This is a genomic window from Ruminococcus bicirculans (ex Wegman et al. 2014) (assembly GCF_000723465.1).
GTDB classification, from domain to species: Bacteria; Bacillota; Clostridia; order Oscillospirales; family Ruminococcaceae; genus Hominimerdicola; species Hominimerdicola aceti.
Genome location: NZ_HF545616.1, coordinates 1,848,503 through 1,867,862, shown reverse-complemented (window position 1 = coordinate 1,867,862; position 19,360 = coordinate 1,848,503). Strand labels below are relative to the sequence as shown.

Annotated in this window: 15 protein-coding genes; 1 reads left to right on the top strand and 14 read right to left on the bottom strand. The window is 39.3% G+C overall.

Going from position 1 to position 19,360, the window contains the following annotated elements:
- Positions 1 to 14: 14 nt before the first annotated feature.
- From RBI_RS14195 to RBI_RS08630, 4 genes are all read right to left on the bottom strand, one after another.
- Positions 15 to 8,573 (bottom strand): LPD25 domain-containing protein, encoded by an 8,559-nt coding sequence (locus RBI_RS14195; RefSeq protein WP_051706706.1) that lies wholly within the window; start codon positions 8,571 to 8,573, stop codon positions 15 to 17.
- Positions 8,574 to 8,589: 16 nt separating this feature from the next.
- Positions 8,590 to 8,841, bottom strand: a complete 252-nt coding sequence (locus tag RBI_RS08640) for a hypothetical protein (RefSeq protein ID WP_158455140.1) — start codon at positions 8,839 to 8,841, stop codon at positions 8,590 to 8,592.
- 125 nt (positions 8,842 to 8,966) lie between these two features.
- Complete coding sequence (locus tag RBI_RS08635) at positions 8,967 to 9,185, bottom strand: hypothetical protein (RefSeq protein ID WP_038672353.1); 219 nt, start codon at positions 9,183 to 9,185, stop codon at positions 8,967 to 8,969.
- A gap of 5 nt (positions 9,186 to 9,190) precedes the next feature.
- Positions 9,191 to 9,922: a hypothetical protein gene (locus RBI_RS08630; RefSeq protein ID WP_038672351.1), complete on the bottom strand. Its 732-nt coding sequence runs from the start codon at positions 9,920 to 9,922 to the stop codon at positions 9,191 to 9,193.
- A 133-nt stretch (positions 9,923 to 10,055) separates the two neighbouring features.
- On the opposite strand from RBI_RS08630, the gene RBI_RS08625 reads away from it, so the two are divergent.
- Positions 10,056 to 10,826 (top strand): hypothetical protein, encoded by a 771-nt coding sequence (locus tag RBI_RS08625; RefSeq protein ID WP_038672349.1) that lies wholly within the window; start codon positions 10,056 to 10,058, stop codon positions 10,824 to 10,826.
- Here the strand turns inward: RBI_RS08625 and RBI_RS08620 are convergent.
- From RBI_RS08620 to RBI_RS14190, 10 genes are all read right to left on the bottom strand, one after another.
- The gene (locus RBI_RS08620) at positions 10,792 to 11,175 is read right to left on the bottom strand and encodes a hypothetical protein (RefSeq protein WP_148303589.1); all 384 of its coding nucleotides are present in this window, start codon (positions 11,173 to 11,175) and stop codon (positions 10,792 to 10,794) included. The genes RBI_RS08625 and RBI_RS08620 overlap by 35 nt on opposite strands.
- Positions 11,168 to 11,353, bottom strand: coding sequence for a hypothetical protein (locus RBI_RS08615; RefSeq protein ID WP_038672345.1), 186 nt, complete (start codon positions 11,351 to 11,353; stop codon positions 11,168 to 11,170). The genes RBI_RS08620 and RBI_RS08615 overlap by 8 nt, the downstream gene beginning before the upstream one ends.
- Positions 11,334 to 11,606 carry a hypothetical protein gene (locus tag RBI_RS08610; RefSeq protein WP_038672344.1) on the bottom strand — a complete coding sequence of 91 codons (273 nt, stop codon included), beginning with the start codon at positions 11,604 to 11,606 and terminating at the stop codon, positions 11,334 to 11,336. The genes RBI_RS08615 and RBI_RS08610 overlap by 20 nt, the downstream gene beginning before the upstream one ends.
- A 3-nt stretch (positions 11,607 to 11,609) precedes the next feature.
- Positions 11,610 to 12,038 (bottom strand): hypothetical protein, encoded by a 429-nt coding sequence (locus RBI_RS08605; RefSeq protein WP_038672342.1) that lies wholly within the window; start codon positions 12,036 to 12,038, stop codon positions 11,610 to 11,612.
- Positions 12,035 to 12,343: a hypothetical protein gene (locus RBI_RS08600; protein WP_038672340.1), complete on the bottom strand. Its 309-nt coding sequence runs from the start codon at positions 12,341 to 12,343 to the stop codon at positions 12,035 to 12,037. The genes RBI_RS08605 and RBI_RS08600 overlap by 4 nt, the downstream gene beginning before the upstream one ends.
- Positions 12,336 to 12,734: a hypothetical protein gene (locus RBI_RS08595; RefSeq protein ID WP_038672338.1), complete on the bottom strand. Its 399-nt coding sequence runs from the start codon at positions 12,732 to 12,734 to the stop codon at positions 12,336 to 12,338. Before RBI_RS08595 ends, RBI_RS08600 begins: the two co-directional genes overlap by 8 nt.
- 49 nt (positions 12,735 to 12,783) lie before the next feature.
- Complete coding sequence (locus tag RBI_RS08590) at positions 12,784 to 15,981, bottom strand: SpaA isopeptide-forming pilin-related protein (protein ID WP_038672336.1); 3,198 nt, start codon at positions 15,979 to 15,981, stop codon at positions 12,784 to 12,786.
- Between the two features lie 132 nt (positions 15,982 to 16,113).
- A complete protein-coding gene (locus RBI_RS08585; protein ID WP_038672334.1) occupies positions 16,114 to 17,013 on the bottom strand; it encodes a hypothetical protein in 900 nt (299 codons plus the stop codon).
- A gap of 366 nt (positions 17,014 to 17,379) precedes the next feature.
- Positions 17,380 to 18,387, bottom strand: coding sequence for a toll/interleukin-1 receptor domain-containing protein (locus tag RBI_RS08580; protein WP_038672332.1), 1,008 nt, complete (start codon positions 18,385 to 18,387; stop codon positions 17,380 to 17,382).
- A gap of 48 nt (positions 18,388 to 18,435) precedes the next feature.
- A complete protein-coding gene (locus RBI_RS14190; protein WP_051706704.1) occupies positions 18,436 to 19,356 on the bottom strand; it encodes a 3'-5' exonuclease in 921 nt (306 codons plus the stop codon).
- Between the last annotated feature and the right edge of the window lie 4 nt (positions 19,357 to 19,360).

Here is a 19,360-nt window from a genome sequence, read left to right as displayed (position 1 = left end):
CTCCTCTCAATGTTTTATAATTTAAGAGCCTTTGGCTTAAGTTTTTCCAGTAAGGAATTATTCTTGCCTGTGTCAATTTTGTCACCGTTAAAAACATAGCTGCGAAACTGGTCGCTTTCTTTTTCAGACAGATTGTAGACCTTTGTATCTGACGCAGCGATGAGCTTGCCACCCTTTGATACTACATCACACCATTCTGATTTGTTTTTTGTGCCAATCAATGCCTGATATTTGTTATTATGGAATCTAAATTCCACAGCACTTTCAGGAGCATTATTTATACTCTGAGAATTTCCGCTGAGCTGTGCATTGACATATTCAAGACGTTTTGTCTTTTCGGCTAATTCTTGTCCATGTTCAAATGGTTTGAGCATATTTTGCTGAGCTTCTGAGAGATCCTTGTTTGCTTTTTCAAGCTGTTCTTCAAGAGAACATTGCTTCTGATTTATCTGTATTCCTGCAAGATTTTCAATTCTTCTGACATTTCCCACGCCATTATCTGTGGCAACGTCACATGAATAGGTGAGTTCTCCGTGGAGAACAGCGATACAAGGTTTATCAAGCTCAAAAAAAGTATTTGCTGACGGATTTCGTTCTATTGTGACTTTAAAGCCACGATACGTTCCAAGCTCTATAGGCTCACCTGTGGCAGTACATTTTGCCATTGCCACGGCAATTTGTTCTCCTGCATTTTCTCTCTTATCGTATCTGACGCCGCCTATTGTCATTTCAAACTCCTTGTTCAACGCCTGATTTTTTTGATATTTAGACATATCGTTCCTAGCTTTTTTGAGAAGTTCAGAGTATCGTGTTATCTGTTTCGGCAAAATCTTCTCTGCCAACTCCTGCATTTTGTAAATTGATTTTTTGTGTTCTGCTTCAAGGGTTTTCAGCATTGCAACATCATTGTCAAGCTGTATTTTCTCTTTTATCATAGGATTACCGCTTGCTATAGCCTGCATTTCGGAGTATGTAAGTACCATTTCGTCAACATCTTCTGAAACTCTAGCAGGGCTTTTTGAGGTCAAGATCTGATTTATGAATTTCGCCTTGTTTGTTATAATGCCCATCATGTATGCGTCAAAGGTTTCCTCTGTAAGATAGTGATATATTCCGACTTGCGAAAATCTGTTGCCTTGCCGTATTCCACGTCCGTCCTGCTGAGTGAGGTCAGAGGGCTTCCATGGTATGTCAAGGTGATGAATTGCGCAGATCCTATCCTGAATATTTGCGCCAGTTCCAAGCTTTGAAGTGCTTGCGATGATAAAACGTTTTTCGCCTTTGCGCAGACTTTTGAACATTTCATCCCTTGCCTTATCTGTTTTTGCATCGCCTGCAAAGCAGATTTCTTTTTCTGGTATTCCACGCTCCATAAGTGCCTGTTTTATAGCTTTATACACAGAGAAGTGTGTTTCGTCCTCGTTGATCGCTATATCACAGAAAACGATCTGTACGCCCTTTTCTGTCATGGTTTTTCTGTAATTCTTTTCAAGGTTATCGATAAGCTTCATCACTTTGCTGTCAGGCGCAGGATGAGCATCTTTGAAAATACATCTTGTGTCAAGACCGAGCAAGCGTGCTTCATGAGTTATTTTCAGCATATTGTCTTGCCGTGGGTCGACAGTACCGCTGTGTATCGTTTCAGAACGTGTGGCAAGCTCTTTCATGTATGCTTTTTGACGTTCGTCTGGCTTTGAGGTCACTACTATCGGCTTGCCTGTTTCAAGCTTTGGCACAGGAAGTTTCAGCATATCCGCTGTTTGAATATCAGCGAATTCCTTATACATCTGCATAAGCTCAGGTATGTTTACGAATTTGCTGAAACGATTCTTCATTTGAAAGCCGTTTCCTGCAGGCTTTATCTCTAATTGTGATACAACTTCACCAAATGTGCTTGCCCAATCGTCAAAGTTCTGCAATCCTGCTTTTTCGAGAAGATCTGGTCTGAGATAACGCTGCATAACGTAAAATTCCACCATGGAATTGCTTATAGGTGTACCTGTGGCAAAAAGTATATTGTTGCAGCCGTACTTATTGTTGAGATATTGCGTTTTCATCAGCATATCTTCTGACTTTTGTGCTGCTGTTGTTTGTACGCCTGCCACATTTGACATTTTTGTAGAAACAAAGCAGTTCTTATAGTTATGTGCTTCATCGCACACTAGAAAGTCAAAGCCAAGCTTTTCAAAACACAATGACGAGTCTTTTGGAGAAGAAAGCAGCTTTTCAAGCCTTTCCTCTATGTTTTTCTTCTGACGTTCAAGGGCTTTTACTGATGATTTATCCTTTCTCCCTGCTTCGGATATCGCACTCATGATATCGTGAAGTTCTTTTTGCATGAACTGCTCTTTGTACTCGTCTGACATAGGTATTCTTTCAAACTGAGTAAATGACATTATCACGGCGTCATAGTCACCAGTAACACATCTTGCAATAAAACGCTTTCTATTGGCTTTGGTAAAGTCTTCAGGTTTTGCCACAAGCAGTTTTGCATTTGGATATAGCCGCAGCCACTCACTCGCCATTTGCAGCGTAAGGTGCTTTGGTACAACTACACAGGCTTTGTTTATAAGACCAAGACGTTTCTTCTCCATTACAGTTGCAACCATTTCAAAGCTTTTTCCTGCACCAACTTCATGTGCAAATAGCGTGTTTCCACCAAGCTTTGCACGCATTATAGCATTTGATTGATGTTTCCTCAGCGTTATTGATGTGTTCATGCCTGGAAAGGTTTGATGTGAGCCGTCATACTCTCTGCCCCTTATGGAATTGAACAGATAGTTGTACTTTGCAACGTATTTTTCACGCCTGCCCATATCTTCCCACAGCCAATTTCTGAACGCTTCTTTCATTAGTCGAGCTTTCTCTTTTGCAAGCTGTGTTTCTTTAGTGTTTATCTCGTACCATACCTTATCGCCCTCCTCTCGTCTGTCACGAACTAAAATATCACGCTGATTAAGAAGATTTTCAAATATCTGATAGCTGTTCATTCTTGATGTTCCGAATGTTTCAGTGGCAGCAACTGAGCGGTCAGATGTTTTACCCTCTATTTTGTATTCTCCAAGCTTTGTTCTTGTGACAGGGTAGTAATATGTGTTTGCGTGTGCATACTCGTTTAAAAAATTGTTGTAATCTGCGACATCGATCCAGTTAGCGCCGATCCTTACGGATATCTCGCTGGCGTCAAGGTCTTTTGGCACAACTTTCATTAGAGCTTCTACGTTTTTGTTGTAGCTGTTGTCAATATGCTCCGCATGATCTCTGGCTATTCTCAGCTTATCACGGATATTGCCTGACAGATATTCAGATGATTCCGTATAGCCTGAATATGGGTCATTGTCTTTAACTTTGGCAGGATCTCTGAATATTTCATCACCAAGGTCAGCAATAACCTTTTCAGGCGTAGTGTCTGTGAGCTGTGACATATAGAGAATATCGACCTTTCCCAATCTGTCCATTGATACTTGAAGTGCTTCAAGTGCCGTATCAACTTTTGAAACTGGAATATCTGGAAGTATCGTTCTCTTTGTGAATATTGCAGCCTTTTCAACTGTCTTATTTTCCACGTTGACAACTTCGAGTGCTGCTAAAGTGTTGTAGTCATCATCATTAGAAAAGCAGCGTGAATTGGCGCTGTCCGTAATATTTCCGAACTTTGTTCTGAAATTGTCATATGTGCTGTTGAGCTTCTTCTGAAGCTCTGCAAGCTGTTCATCAGTGCAGCCGTCAGCCTGGGCATTGATAAGCTCCATAGTTGCTTGCCTTAGAGTATGAAGCCCTTTCATGCGTTCAAGCGATTTGCCTGTTTCTGTGACCTTGACCATTATTTCATTTTCACGGAAATAAAGATCTCCGTCAACAATGGTATGAGTGAAGTTCCTGACAGTTGGATCAGCAGGGAGTATCTCAGCTGTCCCATTGTCAAGCTCAGTTTCCACAGTATCAATAACGCCGTCTATTTTTGAAATGGCATTTATGAGCTGCTGTGCAAGGGGAGTGTCACTGTTTGCATAGCAGGTCGTTACCTTGCTGTCTGCACCATATTTTCCTCGCATACGCTCGTCCCACGCCATAGTACCAAGTACCATATCAGGGTTATCCACAAAATATTGATTGCAAGGAATGCCGTTGGCTGTTTCTGAAACGTGTACCCAGTCTGGTATAACAGAGGTCATTGTTGTTCTTTTTTTCAGAAAGATAATATCTGTTGTAACACTGTCTGCGTCTTTAAACGTTCCAGAGGGAAGTCTTACTGCGCCTAAAAGGTCACAGCGTTCGGCAAGATACTTTCTTGCTTTATCATTTTTCTTGTCCATTGTGAATTTTGAAGTCACAATGGCAACAATTCCTCCAGGCTTCACCTTATCTACTGCTTTTGCAGCGAAATAGTCATGGATTTTGAAGTGGTATTTGTCATAGGCTTTGTCTGCAATGCCATAATCTCCAAAAGGTATATTACCTATGACCACGTCAAAGCTGTTATTCTTGAATGTTGTTTTTTCAAACCCTTTTATCTGGATATTATCCTCTGGGTAGAGCTGCTTGGCTATTCGTCCTGAAATGCTGTCAAGCTCAACTCCGTAAAGTTTTGAATCTGCCCTCATTTCATCAGGCATTTTTGCAAAAAAGTTTCCAACGCCCATGCTAGGCTCTAGGATGTTTCCACCCTCAAATTGAAATCTTTCCAAAGCAAGATATACGCTGTCTATGACTTCTGGCGGCGTATAGAAGCTTGTCAGTGTTGATGATCTTGCAGCACCATACTCATCAGCGGTCAGAAGCTCTCTTAAGCGAGTCTGCCTTGCTCCCCAACTGTCAGCAGAAACATTCTCATTATCTGCAACAAAAGCTTGAGCAGTTCCGCCCCAACCTGAGTATCTAGCCATTATCTTCTGTTCTTCAGGTGTCGCAAGCCGCTTTTCACTCTCTATTTTCAGCAATGTTTCAATAGCAGCTATATTTGCGTCACAACGAGCAGCAGCTCCGCCCACAACAACATTATCAGGGTCAAAGTGGTATGTGCTTGCTTTGACATTCTTCTTTGGCTTTTCTACCTTTTCAGTTTTGATATCTTCTTGCGGCGTTTCAAAGAGTGATATCTGTTCATCAGATGTAGAAGATATAGGAACGCTTTCAGAAACAGGCGGTGTTGTCTTTTTTTCTTCAGACAGAACATTATTAGCAATTGTAGGCGTTTCATATGGTATAGGTTTTTCGACTTCGCCATTTTTGATTGCCAGCATTTTCTTTTCATAATCATCAATCTGTTCTCTGGTGAAGTAGGCGTTTTCAGGCATTTTCTCATACAGCTCATTGATCTTAGCTATCTGTTTTTCAACTGTTTCTGCCCACAAGTGCTTTTCTGCACCTGTTTTCAGATAGTAATCACAATCAAGCTTAAGCCTGCCCAAAAGCTTGTCTATTTCAGGCTGTGTTTCATTTGTAGGTGTAGGCACTTCATTGACCAGGTCTGCCATATGTGCGGCTTTTGCAGCTTCAAGCTCAGGTATGATCGAGCTGTATATTGAGTATCTTTTCAGAAAATCAATAACGCCGCCGTATCCGTCACCTGCGTCCTGGCGTTCAGTGATCGTTTGTCCGTCAGGCATATTGATAGTAAACTTGACCTTATCATAGCCCATAAACTGTGAGAATTCGTCATCAGCGTCTGCTTCATACCATGCTTTTGCTGAACCGTACTTCTCTATTGCAGCCTTTGCTCCTGCCACCATTTCACTGTCAGCCTGTTCCATGAGCGTGTCAAATTCTGCAACACTGTAGGTCTTGCCGTCCTCAAAGTAGTTGCTTTCGCTCCATTCACAGGTTATCGTAGGCTCGGATAAAGTAGTGAATGATTTAACATCATTTGAACTTATATCGGCACTATTTTCTTGTTGCTTACTCTTGACAATATTGCGACTTTGGTGTATAATAATATTAGAGTCAAGATTGTTTATCGCCTCAGGCAATTGGAGCCTTTGACACGAGAACAGTGCTTGGCTTTTTTCTTTGTCCCAAAACAGAATATTATTTGATTTTGCAGCACGTTCAACATAGTTTGCAAACCCATTTTCTTTTCCATAAATACTTGTGATAAAGTTTGATGATACATTTTCCATTTCATAAATGCCTTGCCCATTTGGTTTAACACTTACGATTATCGGTGCATTATCATTATCAACGTTATTTAAACAAATTACTATACTTTTATCAGCACTTTTGTTTGGAGAAAGTGAGTCCATTATTATGGCAGGGCTTTCTAAAAGATGTGGGATATTACATATCTGTTCCAGTGTTAAGCCGTGCCAATGTGCATTGTTCGGAGATTTTTCATGTAGAGCGTCTTTTAAATGCCTTTGCGTATACAACATAGGAAGCCGATCACAGCCGATATCCACAAGAATTTGTGGTGTATCACAAACCTTTAGATTTGAGTATTTTGGGAATACGCCATTTAAAACATCATTTATCTGTTCAGCAAATGTTTTTTCACTCTTGACAACTCCAGAGGAGTCTGTTATACTGCTTGTAGAGCTATTAGGAACAGCAGGGCGTAGCTGGTTTTCAGCCAAACCTATAATTCTTGATGGTTCTATTTTTTTGTCCTGTTGAGTAACAGAATTATTCTTGTATTCAATATTTTCCTGCTGCGTACCCTTGACAATATTGCGACTTTGGTGTATAATAATATTAGAGTCAAGAATGTTTAAGCCCTTGGACAATTGTAGCCCAAGCACACTGAACAGTTCTTGGCTTTTTTCTTTGTTGTAATAAAGAACTTTGTTTTGTTCTACGGCACGATTAATTTGATTTTCAAAATTGTTTCTGCCATGAAAACTCATTACAAAGTTGGATTCGACCAATTCTAAATCATATTTAGCTTTGCCATTTGGCTTTATAGCAGCAATGATAGGCATTTTTTCGTTGTCAAGTTCAGATGTTACGATTATTATGCTATCATTTCTCGAAAGGGAATCATATATAATCACGGGATTTTCAAGTAACATGGGCATTTTTTTGATTTGTTCTGCGTTCAATCCGTGGTAATGTATGCTTTCACCTGTATTTCCTTTCGGCTTGAGAGCGTCATGCAAATGCCGTTTCGTATAAAACATTGGAAGTTGCTCACAGCCAACGTCAAGCAGTATTTGAGGTGTATCGCATACTTTCAAGTCATTGTATCGGTTTGCCTTTCCTGCAAGTACATCATCGACCTGTTCAGCAAATGACTTTTCACTCTTGGCAACTCCAACTGAATTTGTGTCAACAGAGTTATCCTGAGCTTCAACCACTTGAACGTTCTGCTTTGAATGCTCTATTACAGCCTTATCAAGATATATCTGAACATCATGTGGATCTATCTGTCCGTCAACTGCCTGATGAAACATCTCAAAGAATGTTTTTATCTCGTCTACCGTTAGCCGTTCATCGACCTCGTTAAGAACAGTAATAGAAATTCCCTCAGAAAAACCCTGCTGCAGCATGGCTTTTTGTTCATCACTATATTCATGGTTAGAGAACATATCTGACAGTTTCAGCCGACCATTGAGCTCATTTACATATGTATAGTAATCATTGAGTATGCCCTTTGGATCGAGTGTTTGCTCAACGACACTCTGAGCATAATAATCAGACAATAAAGATGATATATGCCGCAGTTCGTCGGGCGAATATCGGACGCTTACCCAATGCCGTATGTTATGTTCACCATTTTGTGCAGCTGCCACCACAGCCTGTTTTAATGCAAGTATCTGTTCTTGCGAAAACTTAAGCTTTATAAGGTCTTGGAGTATATCGTCAACCCTATCAGACGTGCTTTCTTGCTTTGCGGTTTTGGCATTGTCAAGAGCTTCGTTTTTGCGGTCAATGGCGATAACTTCTTTTTCAATTTCAAACAGAGTGTCTTTGGCAGCGTGCTGAACAGCTCTGCTGAAAAGAATCATATCTCTTGCATTTTTGATAAGGTCAAGAGCGCTTACATCAACATCGGCGTGCAGATCTATTTTACCTGAAAGATTACATCTTTGAGAAACAACGAACTGCACCACAGAATCCAGTGAATGGCGGTATATCTCAGCCTGTTTTGTGTCAAGTCCCATTTGAGATATTGCATTTTGTACTGACTCAGCTATAGGCGCAGAATTAAGACTGTTTGCTGTCATTGCTTCGATACATTCTTTGATCGATCCTGCGCTTATATTGTATCGGTTATTAAGCGTATTGAGCAGCTCAGGTGTGTTGCGGTCAGTAAGTGTCCACATCTCAGGCAACTCTTTGCCGCCTGTCTGAGTGACGTCATATAAATATCTGCAAGTGTGATTTTTGCCAAAAACAGCAACGCCGTGAGAGCCACGTCTTACATATCGCCCTAGACGTCCCCATTTTTTATACTCAGCGATCTTTGTTGCATTCCTATCCTGCTGGAATACCAACACAGCGTCTGAATACGGCTGCTTATACATTTTTGCGGAAAATTTGAGATACTCAATGTAATCCTGCTTATTGTTTCTGAGATGCTCATTGATTTCAAACCATGCTTGCTTTACAACTTCATACTTATCGTGCTTATCCATTTAAGTTTCCCCTCTTTTATTTTTCAAGAATATTTAAGAGCCGCTCCAAAAGCGCTTTATTCTTGCCTGTATCTGTCATATCCATGATGTTGAGCGCATATCTTACGCCCTCAACAAATCCTAGATCGTGAGCGTCATCAATTACATTCGCTTGTAGTTCACATTCTTCCTCTTGCAGCTGAATTAATCGCTCTCGCCGCCCTTTGTAGGTTTTCACCCAATGGGTCTGAGCATTGTCTGTTTCGTAATCATCTTGAAATCCTATCATGATTTCTTCCAAGATATCAAACTTAGTTTTCTTTGGCGTTTCAGTATTCATGGTGTTTCTGGTGTTTCTCCTTTCGTATATAAAAAGAGCGTATGAATTTCTTCACACGCTCGTGTTTGCGATTATTATTGCTGTGTGTCATTTATAACTTCGGTGAACTTATATGTTCCAACAGGAAGTCCTTTTATATTGATTACTCCACATTTATCAGCAGAAATATACGGAAAATCCACAACTTTGCCGTCAGAAGTTATTCCCTTCAAGTTATACATCTGTGGTCTATCACTATTCCTTTTATGTAGTTTTGTAAGCTTTGAGAAGAAATATTTTTTGAGTTTTTTCATTGCTTTTACTCCCATTCTATAGTTTTTATTGAATACCCATATTTGCTTAGATACTCCAAGCACGCCACATAAGGATTACGAAATTTATCTTGTGGCAATGCTTTTTCATCAATAGTGATTTTATTTATTTCCTGTATCACATCATTGAATATCGATTTTAAATTATTATTTTTATAGGAAACGATAGCTGCTGTCTTAAACCACAAAAATGTGTTTTCATTTATTAAAAGACCAATTTCTATACTATTGCCATTTTTTGAATAACAGTTTCTTCGTATTCCGAATACTCTTTGATTACTTTTGGGTCTGTAAAAAATAATCAGGCTTTCTTCGTTTGTTTCGGCGTACACAGCAAGAAACCCATTTTGTTTACAGTGTTTCTTTAATTTACAAAATAGCTTTTCAGAAAGATTTAATTCCTTTGGCTTAAAAATTCCTATTGTTCTTATGATATCATATGAACTGCAATTTCTTTCCCATGTTTCTAAATCATCAATAACAAGATCCGTATTGTCCATTGATACCGCAAAATCGTTTGGATACATAGTCAAAAGCATATCAGTAAGCTCGCTTGAGCTAAAACCAACGCCTTCGTCCGCATATTCCTCAAAGAATTGCCCCATAACATATGTTAGCAAGTATGGTAAACTTACAATATCGTATGAAGTTTTGAGAACAGTTTTTGCCGTGTCACCATTTCTTGAAATGATAAACCTTAATTGTTTAAGATTTGACAAGAATCTCATCCTTTCTTTTTAGACACATATTTTGTCTTTATATTGTATAAATTCAAATTATGTGCTATAATATGTGTGATTAATAAACTGTTAATGTGAAAATAGTTTAAAATAATTATTGAGGTGACAAGATATGGTTTTTGAAGAAGCACTCTATATTAATGGATCACAAAGAAAAATGCTGTCTATTGAAGATGTAACTCAGTTAGCAACAAATTCGTTAGATCTATATAATGAAATCAAGAATAATCTTTTCTGCCCTGAATGTGAAAAACCACATTTGACTTATAATTCATGTACAACGAAATCAAACTATTTCTCAACCCGCAATTTAGAAAGTCACGCAGACACTTGTTCTTTTAAATGCAAAAGAGCGACAAATCATCAGTTGGAACTATTGGAAAATGACGAAAAATCACTGGACAGACTTCAAAATAGGCTTAAAGCTGTTATATTATCCTGTTTTTCAGAGAAGAAAGCTGCACGGAATCCTTTTGTTATAGAGAATAAGATATCTAAAGTTTCTACAAATACTGAAAATCAAAGTGAACGCACAGCCGTTAAGTATGCTATTCCTAAAAAACGTATTACAAATGGATTATCTCAGGCTGATGTTGATCAGTTAAAAATCTTTTATGGAAAGGTAAGAGTCCGTTGCAAAAAGCATCGCAATGGTCATAAATTGTATATTTTCAATCTAACACAAAGACAGTTACCAATGATTTGTTCCATATATTTGTCTGAAAAAGTATATGAACACATAAATATAAAGGATAATGATTGTTTCAACTGTTTAATATCATTCTATGTTAAAATGGAAATCAACAAACAGGACGATAAAATATATTACAACTGTATACTAACAGATTCTAGGAAAATGTTCTTTTGGAAAATCGACCGATAGTGCGTAACATCTTCTGGGATTTTTCTCCTGAAAAGAGTTTTTTTATTCTGTTAATATCGGTGTACATATATCCATCACTTTCACAATAGCCGCCCTCATCGATAAGGTCATAGTATGTATAAGGTGTATCAGGATTAGTGTTGAGGTCAAGAGCTGTAATATGTTCCTTTATGACACTAAAGCCATACATGGTTACAAGCTTGTCTACGATATCATCAACGGACGCTGCATTGTAAAAGTAGATAACGTATCCTACAAGAAGCAGCATATCTTCGCCTTTTATTTCATTACTGAAAATTAGAGTTCCTGTTTTGTTATCGTCTGCTATAAAGTATCTATACTCATTCATTTTTTGCTCCATAATCTTTTTCCTTTGTCACGACTATGACATTAGACATAGGGTCAACAACTATCAGCTTTTTGCTTTCATTGCATAAACGCTTTGGCTCAATACAAAGGCAGCGTCCCATACCGTTGTAGCGATCTTGACGGCGTTTTCTGCAAGACCTATTGATCCTGATCTTCATCAAGCATTACCTCCACATATCTTCTTACATACTCCGAATTTCTGTTAGGATAGTCATCACTCTCCATCAAAAAGTGATAGCCGTCCTTTTTCAGCTGTTCTGTGAACTTTTCAACTTCTGCAGATAAACCCTGTATTCTTAGTTTTATCATTCTTATCAGCTCCTCATTCATGTGTTCTGTGGCTTTGTAGCGTTCAGGAACATCATGATACAGTTTAAATGTTCGTCCTTTTCCTTTTTGCCCAAGTTCCATGTATTATTTTTCTCCTGTCATGCTTATTAACTGATATCCATTTTCTTTTAAATATCTGGCGATAACATCTTCTTGATTTTCAAAAAACAGCTCTAATGAATTGTCTACCCAATAAGTATCCGTGTCGGGGTCATAAAAGATTGTAAACCTATAGTCCTCAGCTGCCTTATCTACGCCTTTCATTTTCGCTATCATTTTATTAAAATTGTTATCGCAGCCGTCATAAAATGAAACACCGAGCTTTTCATCATCGCCTCTTTCAAGGCAACCAAGGTCAAACCACTTAGAGTCATCACTTTTATGTATGACGTATATCTTTGTGCTTTTATAATTTGGATAAAATAACAGCAGCTGTTCATGCTCATTAGCCGCATGATATGTCAAGTAGCTCTTACTTTTATAGTGATTTTCCAATCTTTTAAATATGCTCATTTCTCAACTCTCCGAATGATTATTTCTTTTAAGGTGTATCTCCCTGTTAATGCAGCCCTTAAAAGTATCAATATTTGTGAAACAAAAAATACAACGTACAATAGTACTATAAATACATTGTATTTTTGAGGTATAGACCATTCGTTTGAAAAGAAAGAGCAAAGTATTGCAGCTATAGCAATACTTTCAGCAAGAATAGTCAACTCATCTATTAAAATGGACTTTACCGCATATATAATTTTTTCCTTTTTACTAGGATACCTGATTTTAAAAGTTACATCATGGAGTTCATTTTCGTTATTCATCTTCATTTCCGCCTATCTTAGTTTTTCCGCTATAAGTGATTTCCCCATTATGAAACTTGGCTATAATGTTTCCCTCATATGTGTATTTTTTCGAGAATATATTTATCAATATAGCACACTGCATAAAGTAGAAAATTGAAAACATAACTATCATAAAATCATCGTTACCACAGTGTTCTTGCGGTAAGATCCATCCGTTCTCAAAACAAACACATACTAGAATAGCTGAAATGATACTTTTGCCAAACAATCGAATTTCATCTTTTAAAATAGATGTTACTGTATAGATTACTCTTTCTTTTTTGCCTGGATACTTGAAATTAAAATCGATATTCACATTATTCATTCCCGTCCTCCCAAGCCCCTGCCCAGTTGCAGGGGCTTTCTTCATGTATGATAAATTGATCCCCTTTTTACTGTCTTTTTTCAGACAGCATCAATTATCTTTCTTTTCGCTTTCGGCTGAACATCACGATAGCAGCTCCTGCGAGAATGATAGCCACGCTGCACAGTGCTTTGCTGCCGTCTGAGTCATTGTCCGTTACGCCTGTGTTCGGCGTATCAGGAGCTTTCTCATTTACCATATCTGTGTCAACAGTCTGTGCATATGCCACTGTCACCTGTTTGGAGTCAGCCACAAGATAACCGTATGGAACTGTGCTGCCGTCCTCGGTGATAGTGTATGTACCAACTGGAACGCCCTCAAACTTCGCAAGTCCGTCCTTGTCAGTGGTTGCCTCAATGCGTATCTCTCTGCCAGTATCGGAAATGCCTGAAAGGATAAATCTGATGCCCTCAACGTTAGTCATATCAGCAGTTTTCTTGTGTACCTTAACTGTTCCTGTCTGCTCGTTATTAAGAATAGTTTCATCAATAGTCTGAGCATACTCGACCTTGACCTCTTTTTCGTCAGCTACGAGATAGCCGTATGGTACTGTTTCCTCGTCCTCGATAACCATGTAAGTTCCGATTGGAACTCCATCAAACTTTGCTATGCCGTCCTTATCAGTTGTCGCAGGGATATCAATAGCTCTGCCGCTATCAGATGTACCTCTGAGATAGAATTTTATTCCCTCGATGTTCTTCTGACCCTCAGTTGTCTTGTGAACTGTGATAGAGCCTGTCTTTTCCTTGTTCTCAATAGGAACTTCTTTTGTTTCAGCATAGGTTACTGTCACGTTCTGTGGGTCAGCGACAAGATATGCAGTTGGTACTGTTTTCTCATCTTCATAGATAGTATAAGTTCCAATTGGTATCTCACTGAAAATCGCAACGCCGTTCTCATCAGTTACCGCAGGAATGTCGATATCTCTGCCGCTGTCTGATGTACCTCTCAGGTTGAATGTGATACCGCTGACATTGATGTTGCCAACAGTGGTTTTTGTGACCTTTATCTCGCCTGTTTTCTCGATATTCTCGAACGCAACCTCTGCTGTTTCGTTGTATTCAACTGTTACTTCCTGCTCATCAGCAGTGAGGTAAGCCGCAGGAACTGTTGATCCGTCCTCTGTGATGACATACTTGCCGATAACAAGCTTATCGAACATTGCTACGCCATTTTCATTCGTTGTCGCTTCAAACTTCAAGTCCTTGTTTGTATCAGAAATTCCTGTTGCAAAGAACTTAATGCCCTCGATATTGAGATTACCTGTTGTTGTCTTTGTGACCTTTATAGAGCCACTTTTCTTCTTGTTTGTCATTTCAGCCTTGACGATATCATCGTTTTCAGTTATTTCAAACGGATAAGGAGTATCGTCTATCTCGTAAATATCAGGTGCTGAAATCTCACGATAGAAATATTTGCCTATAGCAAGCTGAAACTTTGCAATGCCGTTCTCGTCTGTAGTTCCTGTGATGACCTGTTCTTTATTTTCATTAAGAATTTCAAAAGTACAATCAGGGATAAGCTCACCTGTTGAAATGTCAGTCTTTGTTATCTCAAAAGGAATAGTGTTTTGTTTGTTGTCAAAATCCACAACAAACTCCACCTGCTGTTCAACAAGCTTGATAGTCTGTGTTGGCTCATCAGAAATTGAATAGCCCTTTGGTGCTTCGATTTCTGTCACTGTGTAGCTGTAGCCCTTGTAGATAGCCTTTGTTGTTTCAGCTATGCCGTCTGTGCCTGTGGTTATGGTGTCGATAACTGTTCCTTTCGGATAGATACAATAGCCATTGCCAACGTAGATATCCTCGGCTGCTGCCACTTCAAACTTTGCGCCTGCAAGGTCAGCTCTTGTTTCAGCGTCACGCTTGTGAATTGTTATCTTGCCCTTGTCAGGAGCAGAAGCCTTGTTGATGAACTCCGTTTTAGCCGTCTTGTCAGCGGTAACAGTGATAGCTTTCTTTGATGAAATCATATATCCGTCTGCCGTGGATATTTCTCTCCACTCATAATCGCCCTCTGGCAGACCTGTTACATCAATATCACCCTTATTGTTTGGCGTAAGGTCTGTAGCCTGTGAAGCGAGGTCAGTGAAGCTGTAGCTTCCGTCCTTTCCAGTTGCCTTTACAAACTTGTAGCTGTCACCGACCTTGCAAGCAAGCTGAAACTTGACGGCTTTGTACATATCAGCTGTGGCTGTCTGAGCGTTGCCGAAGTAATCTGTGAATGTTTTGTTGATGTGAGCTGATCCTATAGGTGTTGTTATTTTCAGATAAGCCTTTACTGGGTCTTTATCCTCGTAGCAAGAAACCACCATTTCCTGAACGTCTGAGCCGCCCGAAAGGATAAGAGGTGAACACTCGTCAATGTGGTCAACATACTTGCCCTTTGTCTTTGTTATCGTTATGACAATGTTTTTCAGGTCTTTCTCGTTATCGGCTGTAAGGATAATCTGTGAGCCTGACTTCTGAGAAGTTACTGCGTTCGGCTTTGAAATGCTGAATTGTGAAAGTGTGCTGTCAAGCTTAACTGTGGCTGTCCACTTGCCTGTCTTGACATCATATTTTGCTTTGTAGGTTGGTGTTCTATTACTGTTTACAGATGTGCCGCTTGGAATATCATAATGCGAAACCATTTCAGCTTTCATTTTTTTATAGCAGTCAACAAGGTCTTTATGATGAGCACTTGCATTGCTGCCGTTGTAGCTGTAGGCATTGAGCAGCTTTGTTTCGTTGCTTGAAAGGCTTGCTGAACTGCCGTCATAGTATCTTGCCGAAACAGCCTGAGCCATTATGCTTGAGGCACATATCTCGGTATCTTTTGAGTAGCCGTACTGAGTTTTTCCCTTGTAGCTGTAAATGCAAAACTCCTTGATCTGTCTTTGCATACTGTCAGGAACGTGAGCACCCTTTACATAGTCAGCTAGTGTTTGCTGTTTAGAGGTTGTTCCGTTTGTGTGCAACTTATCAAAGTTGATACAATAAGCATAGCTGCCGTCAGATGTTGAGAAATACGGCACTGAGCTTGCCCAGTAGCCTGTGAAGTGTGTGTCATTGGACTTGCCCGTTTCAATGTCATAGCCGTTTGGAAGTCCTGAGCCTCTGAAATCATAGCTCCATTCATTGAGCCACTCCTGTGTGGCTTTGTTAGTGCTTGAAAACGCTGAAGCTGTTATGCCCTGCGTTAATGCCGACAAGCTGAGCAGGAGAGCCATTGCAGCACTGCTCAGCCTTTTGAAAAGCGTTTTTCTTTTCATTTGTCCTTACCTCCTAGAATTTTTTATCTATCTGAAAAGCCGTGTGGCTTGAATTTTTGCAATAAAAAAAAGCAACTCGAAATTCTCGAATTGCTTTAAAGTTCGTATTCAATTTTCATTATTTCTTTTTAATTAGTATATGAGGTATATCTCCCACGCTGGCTTGCCGTCTGAATTGATTGCCGAACCGTCACCGTGCCATTCAGTATATATAACTATCTGTGCGTCTTTCGGTATTACAGTGTATAAATCATCAACGTGACCTTTGACCTTGCGGTAAAGTTCATCATATGAGGAATAAGTATCAGGTGAAACAGTATCAGGCGTACCCCAAGAAGAATTATCAAGGTTCATCCAACCAACATCAGCAAGTAATTCATCTACAGAAGAATAGCCAAATTCGGAATAATTATTCTGAAATCGAGGACGTGCAATGTCATTACTATATGCCTGCAATTCTCTCTTCAGCCTGTCTATATCATTCTGAGTAAGCTTAAACTTTGGTTTAGCCGTTGTAGTTGTAGTCGGCTTTGGCTTCGTTTTCTTTGCCGTTGTTGTGGTCTGCCTTTTAGTCGTTGTCTGACGCTCAGTCTGTCTTTCTGTCTGACGTTCCGTCTGCTGTGGCTGATAGCTGTTGTTATTGTTATTGTCATTGCTGTAGCTATTGTTGCCTGAGCCGTTGTTTGCGGTGCTGTGGCTGTAGCTCTGATTATTATTCACTGTGCCGCCATTACTAGCTGGGCTGTTCGATTTTGTGGTTGAACCGCCCTTGGTAGTGGTTGAAGATTTACCACTGCTTGTGCTTGCGGACGTTGTTGATGATGTTGTGGTAGCCGAAAGGGAAGTTGTTTCCTCACTCTGAGAGGTCAGTGTGGCTTCCGTTGTGGTAGTTGCCGAAGCTTCTGTGCTTGAAGCCGTTGTGGTTGCCTTTGGAGGGGCTGATGATGTGTTGTCTGTGTTGCCACAGGCGGTTATGCTTATCATTGTCGCACTGATTATCAAGGCGGCTATGGCTTTTATCGTGTTCTTCATATGGTTTTCCTCCTTTTTTAGACTTGACATATATCTTAAAGTGATGTATACTTATATATAGAAAAGGTAAACCGCATAGACGGTTGACCTCATATGTAATTGTTATTAAAAAATAACCGCTACTTTTGCAGAGGGGCGGTTATTTTTTTATGCTTTTTATCAGCTCGTTGAGAGCGACAATCAGCACGATAGTCAAGACAAAGAAAGCTAAGTCCATTCTATCACCTCCTCTCGCTGTCGATTTCTCTTAGCTTTCGCCGAGATACTCAGGACTTTAACGATCAGAGGGCAACCGCCTACCGTTTAAGTTTACCTTTTCCAAACTAGATTATATCACAATTGATTTGTGATGTCAAATATTGCTGTTTAATTTTGAGCGTTTATCGCATTGATGATATCCTTGATGAGCTCTGTTTTATTTCCATTGCTTAGGTCATAGTATTTATAATCGCCTAATGACGGCATGATGTTATTTACATCTACATCGTCTATTTTAACTATGTACCAGCCTTTTTTCTTGTTTGTTAGCGCTGACATTATTGTTTTAAGTTCCAACTGTCCGTAATTTGATGACAGTGTCGCATGACTAAGAAAGAGAATGGCAAAATCACTTTCTTCTATACCTGCAAGGATTGATTCCAGCAGGTGAGAACCTACGCTTATGTCTTTTTTGTCTATCCAAAGATCAATGCCGCTGTATTCAAGGGCTTCTGTTATTTCATAGACCAATTCCTTGTTAGCGTGGCAGTATGATATAAATACTTTTTTCCTCCTAATATGAGTATTAAAGTTGTATCCCTTCTTGGTGAGATCTGATTTTGAACAGAAGAAATAAGCGCCATTGAACATTTGCGTTATATCTGCTTTGCTGAAACTAGGTGGTATAGTCGCCATATTGAATTTTCTGTTGCAAAATTCCATGAACAGTTCGTGAATCCCCAACGATGACTCTTTTCTCAAATCATATTTCTTGATAATGTTTTCAATAAGCTGTCCCTCATTTTGTTTCGCTTCAATTGAAAGATAAGAAACAAGGTTATATGGAATATTACATACAAATAAAATGATACAGCCATTGGAAGATACGATTTGGTTTATTTCATTCACTGCGTCAATGTAGGCTTCTCGATTTTCGTAGGGTATTAAAATGGTAGCATAGTATTTCATTTTCGTTCCTTTATATATTATGATCTGTTTGCTGTCAACGTCAGCAAACGCTTTGACGTTTAGTTCGATTTGAAATAGAGCTGCATACCATTTATAAAATTTTAACGGCTCATCAGATATTGCTGAGAATGGTATCGATATGAGTGAACTATTTTTCTTGTCATATCTGTTATACAGCTCTTTTAACTGAGATGTATTGAGTAACATCGTACACACTCCATTCTACCATATTATTCATCATGTGTCAATTATCTGCTATTCTCCACTGAGTATTTTATGATAAACAAACAATGTTGCAAAACAATCCGCAAGGCTATTATGTGCTTCAATTCCTTTCACGTTCCACTCATAATCATAGTACGCCGCTGCTGTTGTGAGTTTCTGCCATTTATAATCCTCATGATACACACTGTATTCACCGTAAATTTCAGCAAATTGTATCATCACATCTTCAGTACGAAAGGCGTTGCACTCCTCATCTGTTATGATATCGCTTCCCACAAGAAAATTCAAATCAAAATCAACGTTATAGCCGATTATCCAATGTGCCTGCGATAATATCGCATATAGTTCAGCGGCTTTCTCGTTTATATATGGTGCGTCAGCTACCATTTTTGGCGAGATATGATTAACACTTTCTGCTTTTGACCATTCTTTGTGCCTGATCGGCTTGAAGTAGCTGTCAAAAAGAACGTTTCCTTCCTCGTCAATGATAGACACCTGCAATAGCTCATCATGAAAAGGGTCAAGTCCTGTGGTTTCGGTGTCTATAACAATTGCCTGTGGATACCCTTTTTTCGGATAAAGCTCTTTTGTTTTCTCGGTTAATCTCCATATCAACTTTCTATAAGGTAATAAGGCAGCTTCAACTGCTTCGTCAAAAATCTTTTTCTGCTCCTCTTGGCGTTTCTTTTCCTCGGCTTCTTTACGCCACTTGCGGTTAAGTCTTGCCAGCTTATTTTTTCTGTCCCTCTCAGGCTGAAAAAAATCCTGCAACTCTTTTTCTGTTGCAGGCACTACCTCGTCAGGGCTGTAGTACACATATGAAGCTTGACAATTCCTATTTGCCCAAAGCTCAACGCCTTTAGCGTCCTTTTTCGGTAGCTGTCCTAAGAGCGCCCACTGACGTATGGTTTTGTATTTTTCATATTCGGGACAATAATTTTTAGCTTTCATATCA

What these genes read in the sequence shown, in the direction of transcription:
- RBI_RS08580 (WP_038672332.1), bottom strand. Translation starts at nt 18,387, where the DNA reads ATGTTACTCAATACATCTCAGTTAAAAGAGCTGTATAACAGATATGAC.
- RBI_RS08615 (WP_038672345.1), bottom strand. Translation starts at nt 11,353, where the DNA reads ATGAAGATCAGGATCAATAGGTCTTGCAGAAAACGCCGTCAAGATCGC.
- RBI_RS08595 (WP_038672338.1), bottom strand. Translation starts at nt 12,734, where the DNA reads ATGAAGAAAGCCCCTGCAACTGGGCAGGGGCTTGGGAGGACGGGAATG.
- RBI_RS14190 (WP_051706704.1), bottom strand. Translation starts at nt 19,356, where the DNA reads ATGAAAGCTAAAAATTATTGTCCCGAATATGAAAAATACAAAACCATA.
- RBI_RS08590 (WP_038672336.1), bottom strand. Translation starts at nt 15,981, where the DNA reads ATGAAAAGAAAAACGCTTTTCAAAAGGCTGAGCAGTGCTGCAATGGCT.
- RBI_RS08625 (WP_038672349.1), top strand. Translation starts at nt 10,056, where the DNA reads ATGGTTTTTGAAGAAGCACTCTATATTAATGGATCACAAAGAAAAATG.
- RBI_RS08640 (WP_158455140.1), bottom strand. Translation starts at nt 8,841, where the DNA reads ATGATAGGATTTCAAGATGATTACGAAACAGACAATGCTCAGACCCAT.
- RBI_RS08600 (WP_038672340.1), bottom strand. Translation starts at nt 12,343, where the DNA reads ATGAATAACGAAAATGAACTCCATGATGTAACTTTTAAAATCAGGTAT.
- RBI_RS08605 (WP_038672342.1), bottom strand. Translation starts at nt 12,038, where the DNA reads ATGAGCATATTTAAAAGATTGGAAAATCACTATAAAAGTAAGAGCTAC.
- RBI_RS14195 (WP_051706706.1), bottom strand. Translation starts at nt 8,573, where the DNA reads ATGGATAAGCACGATAAGTATGAAGTTGTAAAGCAAGCATGGTTTGAA.
- RBI_RS08585 (WP_038672334.1), bottom strand. Translation starts at nt 17,013, where the DNA reads ATGAAGAACACGATAAAAGCCATAGCCGCCTTGATAATCAGTGCGACA.
- RBI_RS08635 (WP_038672353.1), bottom strand. Translation starts at nt 9,185, where the DNA reads ATGAAAAAACTCAAAAAATATTTCTTCTCAAAGCTTACAAAACTACAT.
- RBI_RS08620 (WP_148303589.1), bottom strand. Translation starts at nt 11,175, where the DNA reads ATGAATGAGTATAGATACTTTATAGCAGACGATAACAAAACAGGAACT.
- RBI_RS08610 (WP_038672344.1), bottom strand. Translation starts at nt 11,606, where the DNA reads ATGGAACTTGGGCAAAAAGGAAAAGGACGAACATTTAAACTGTATCAT.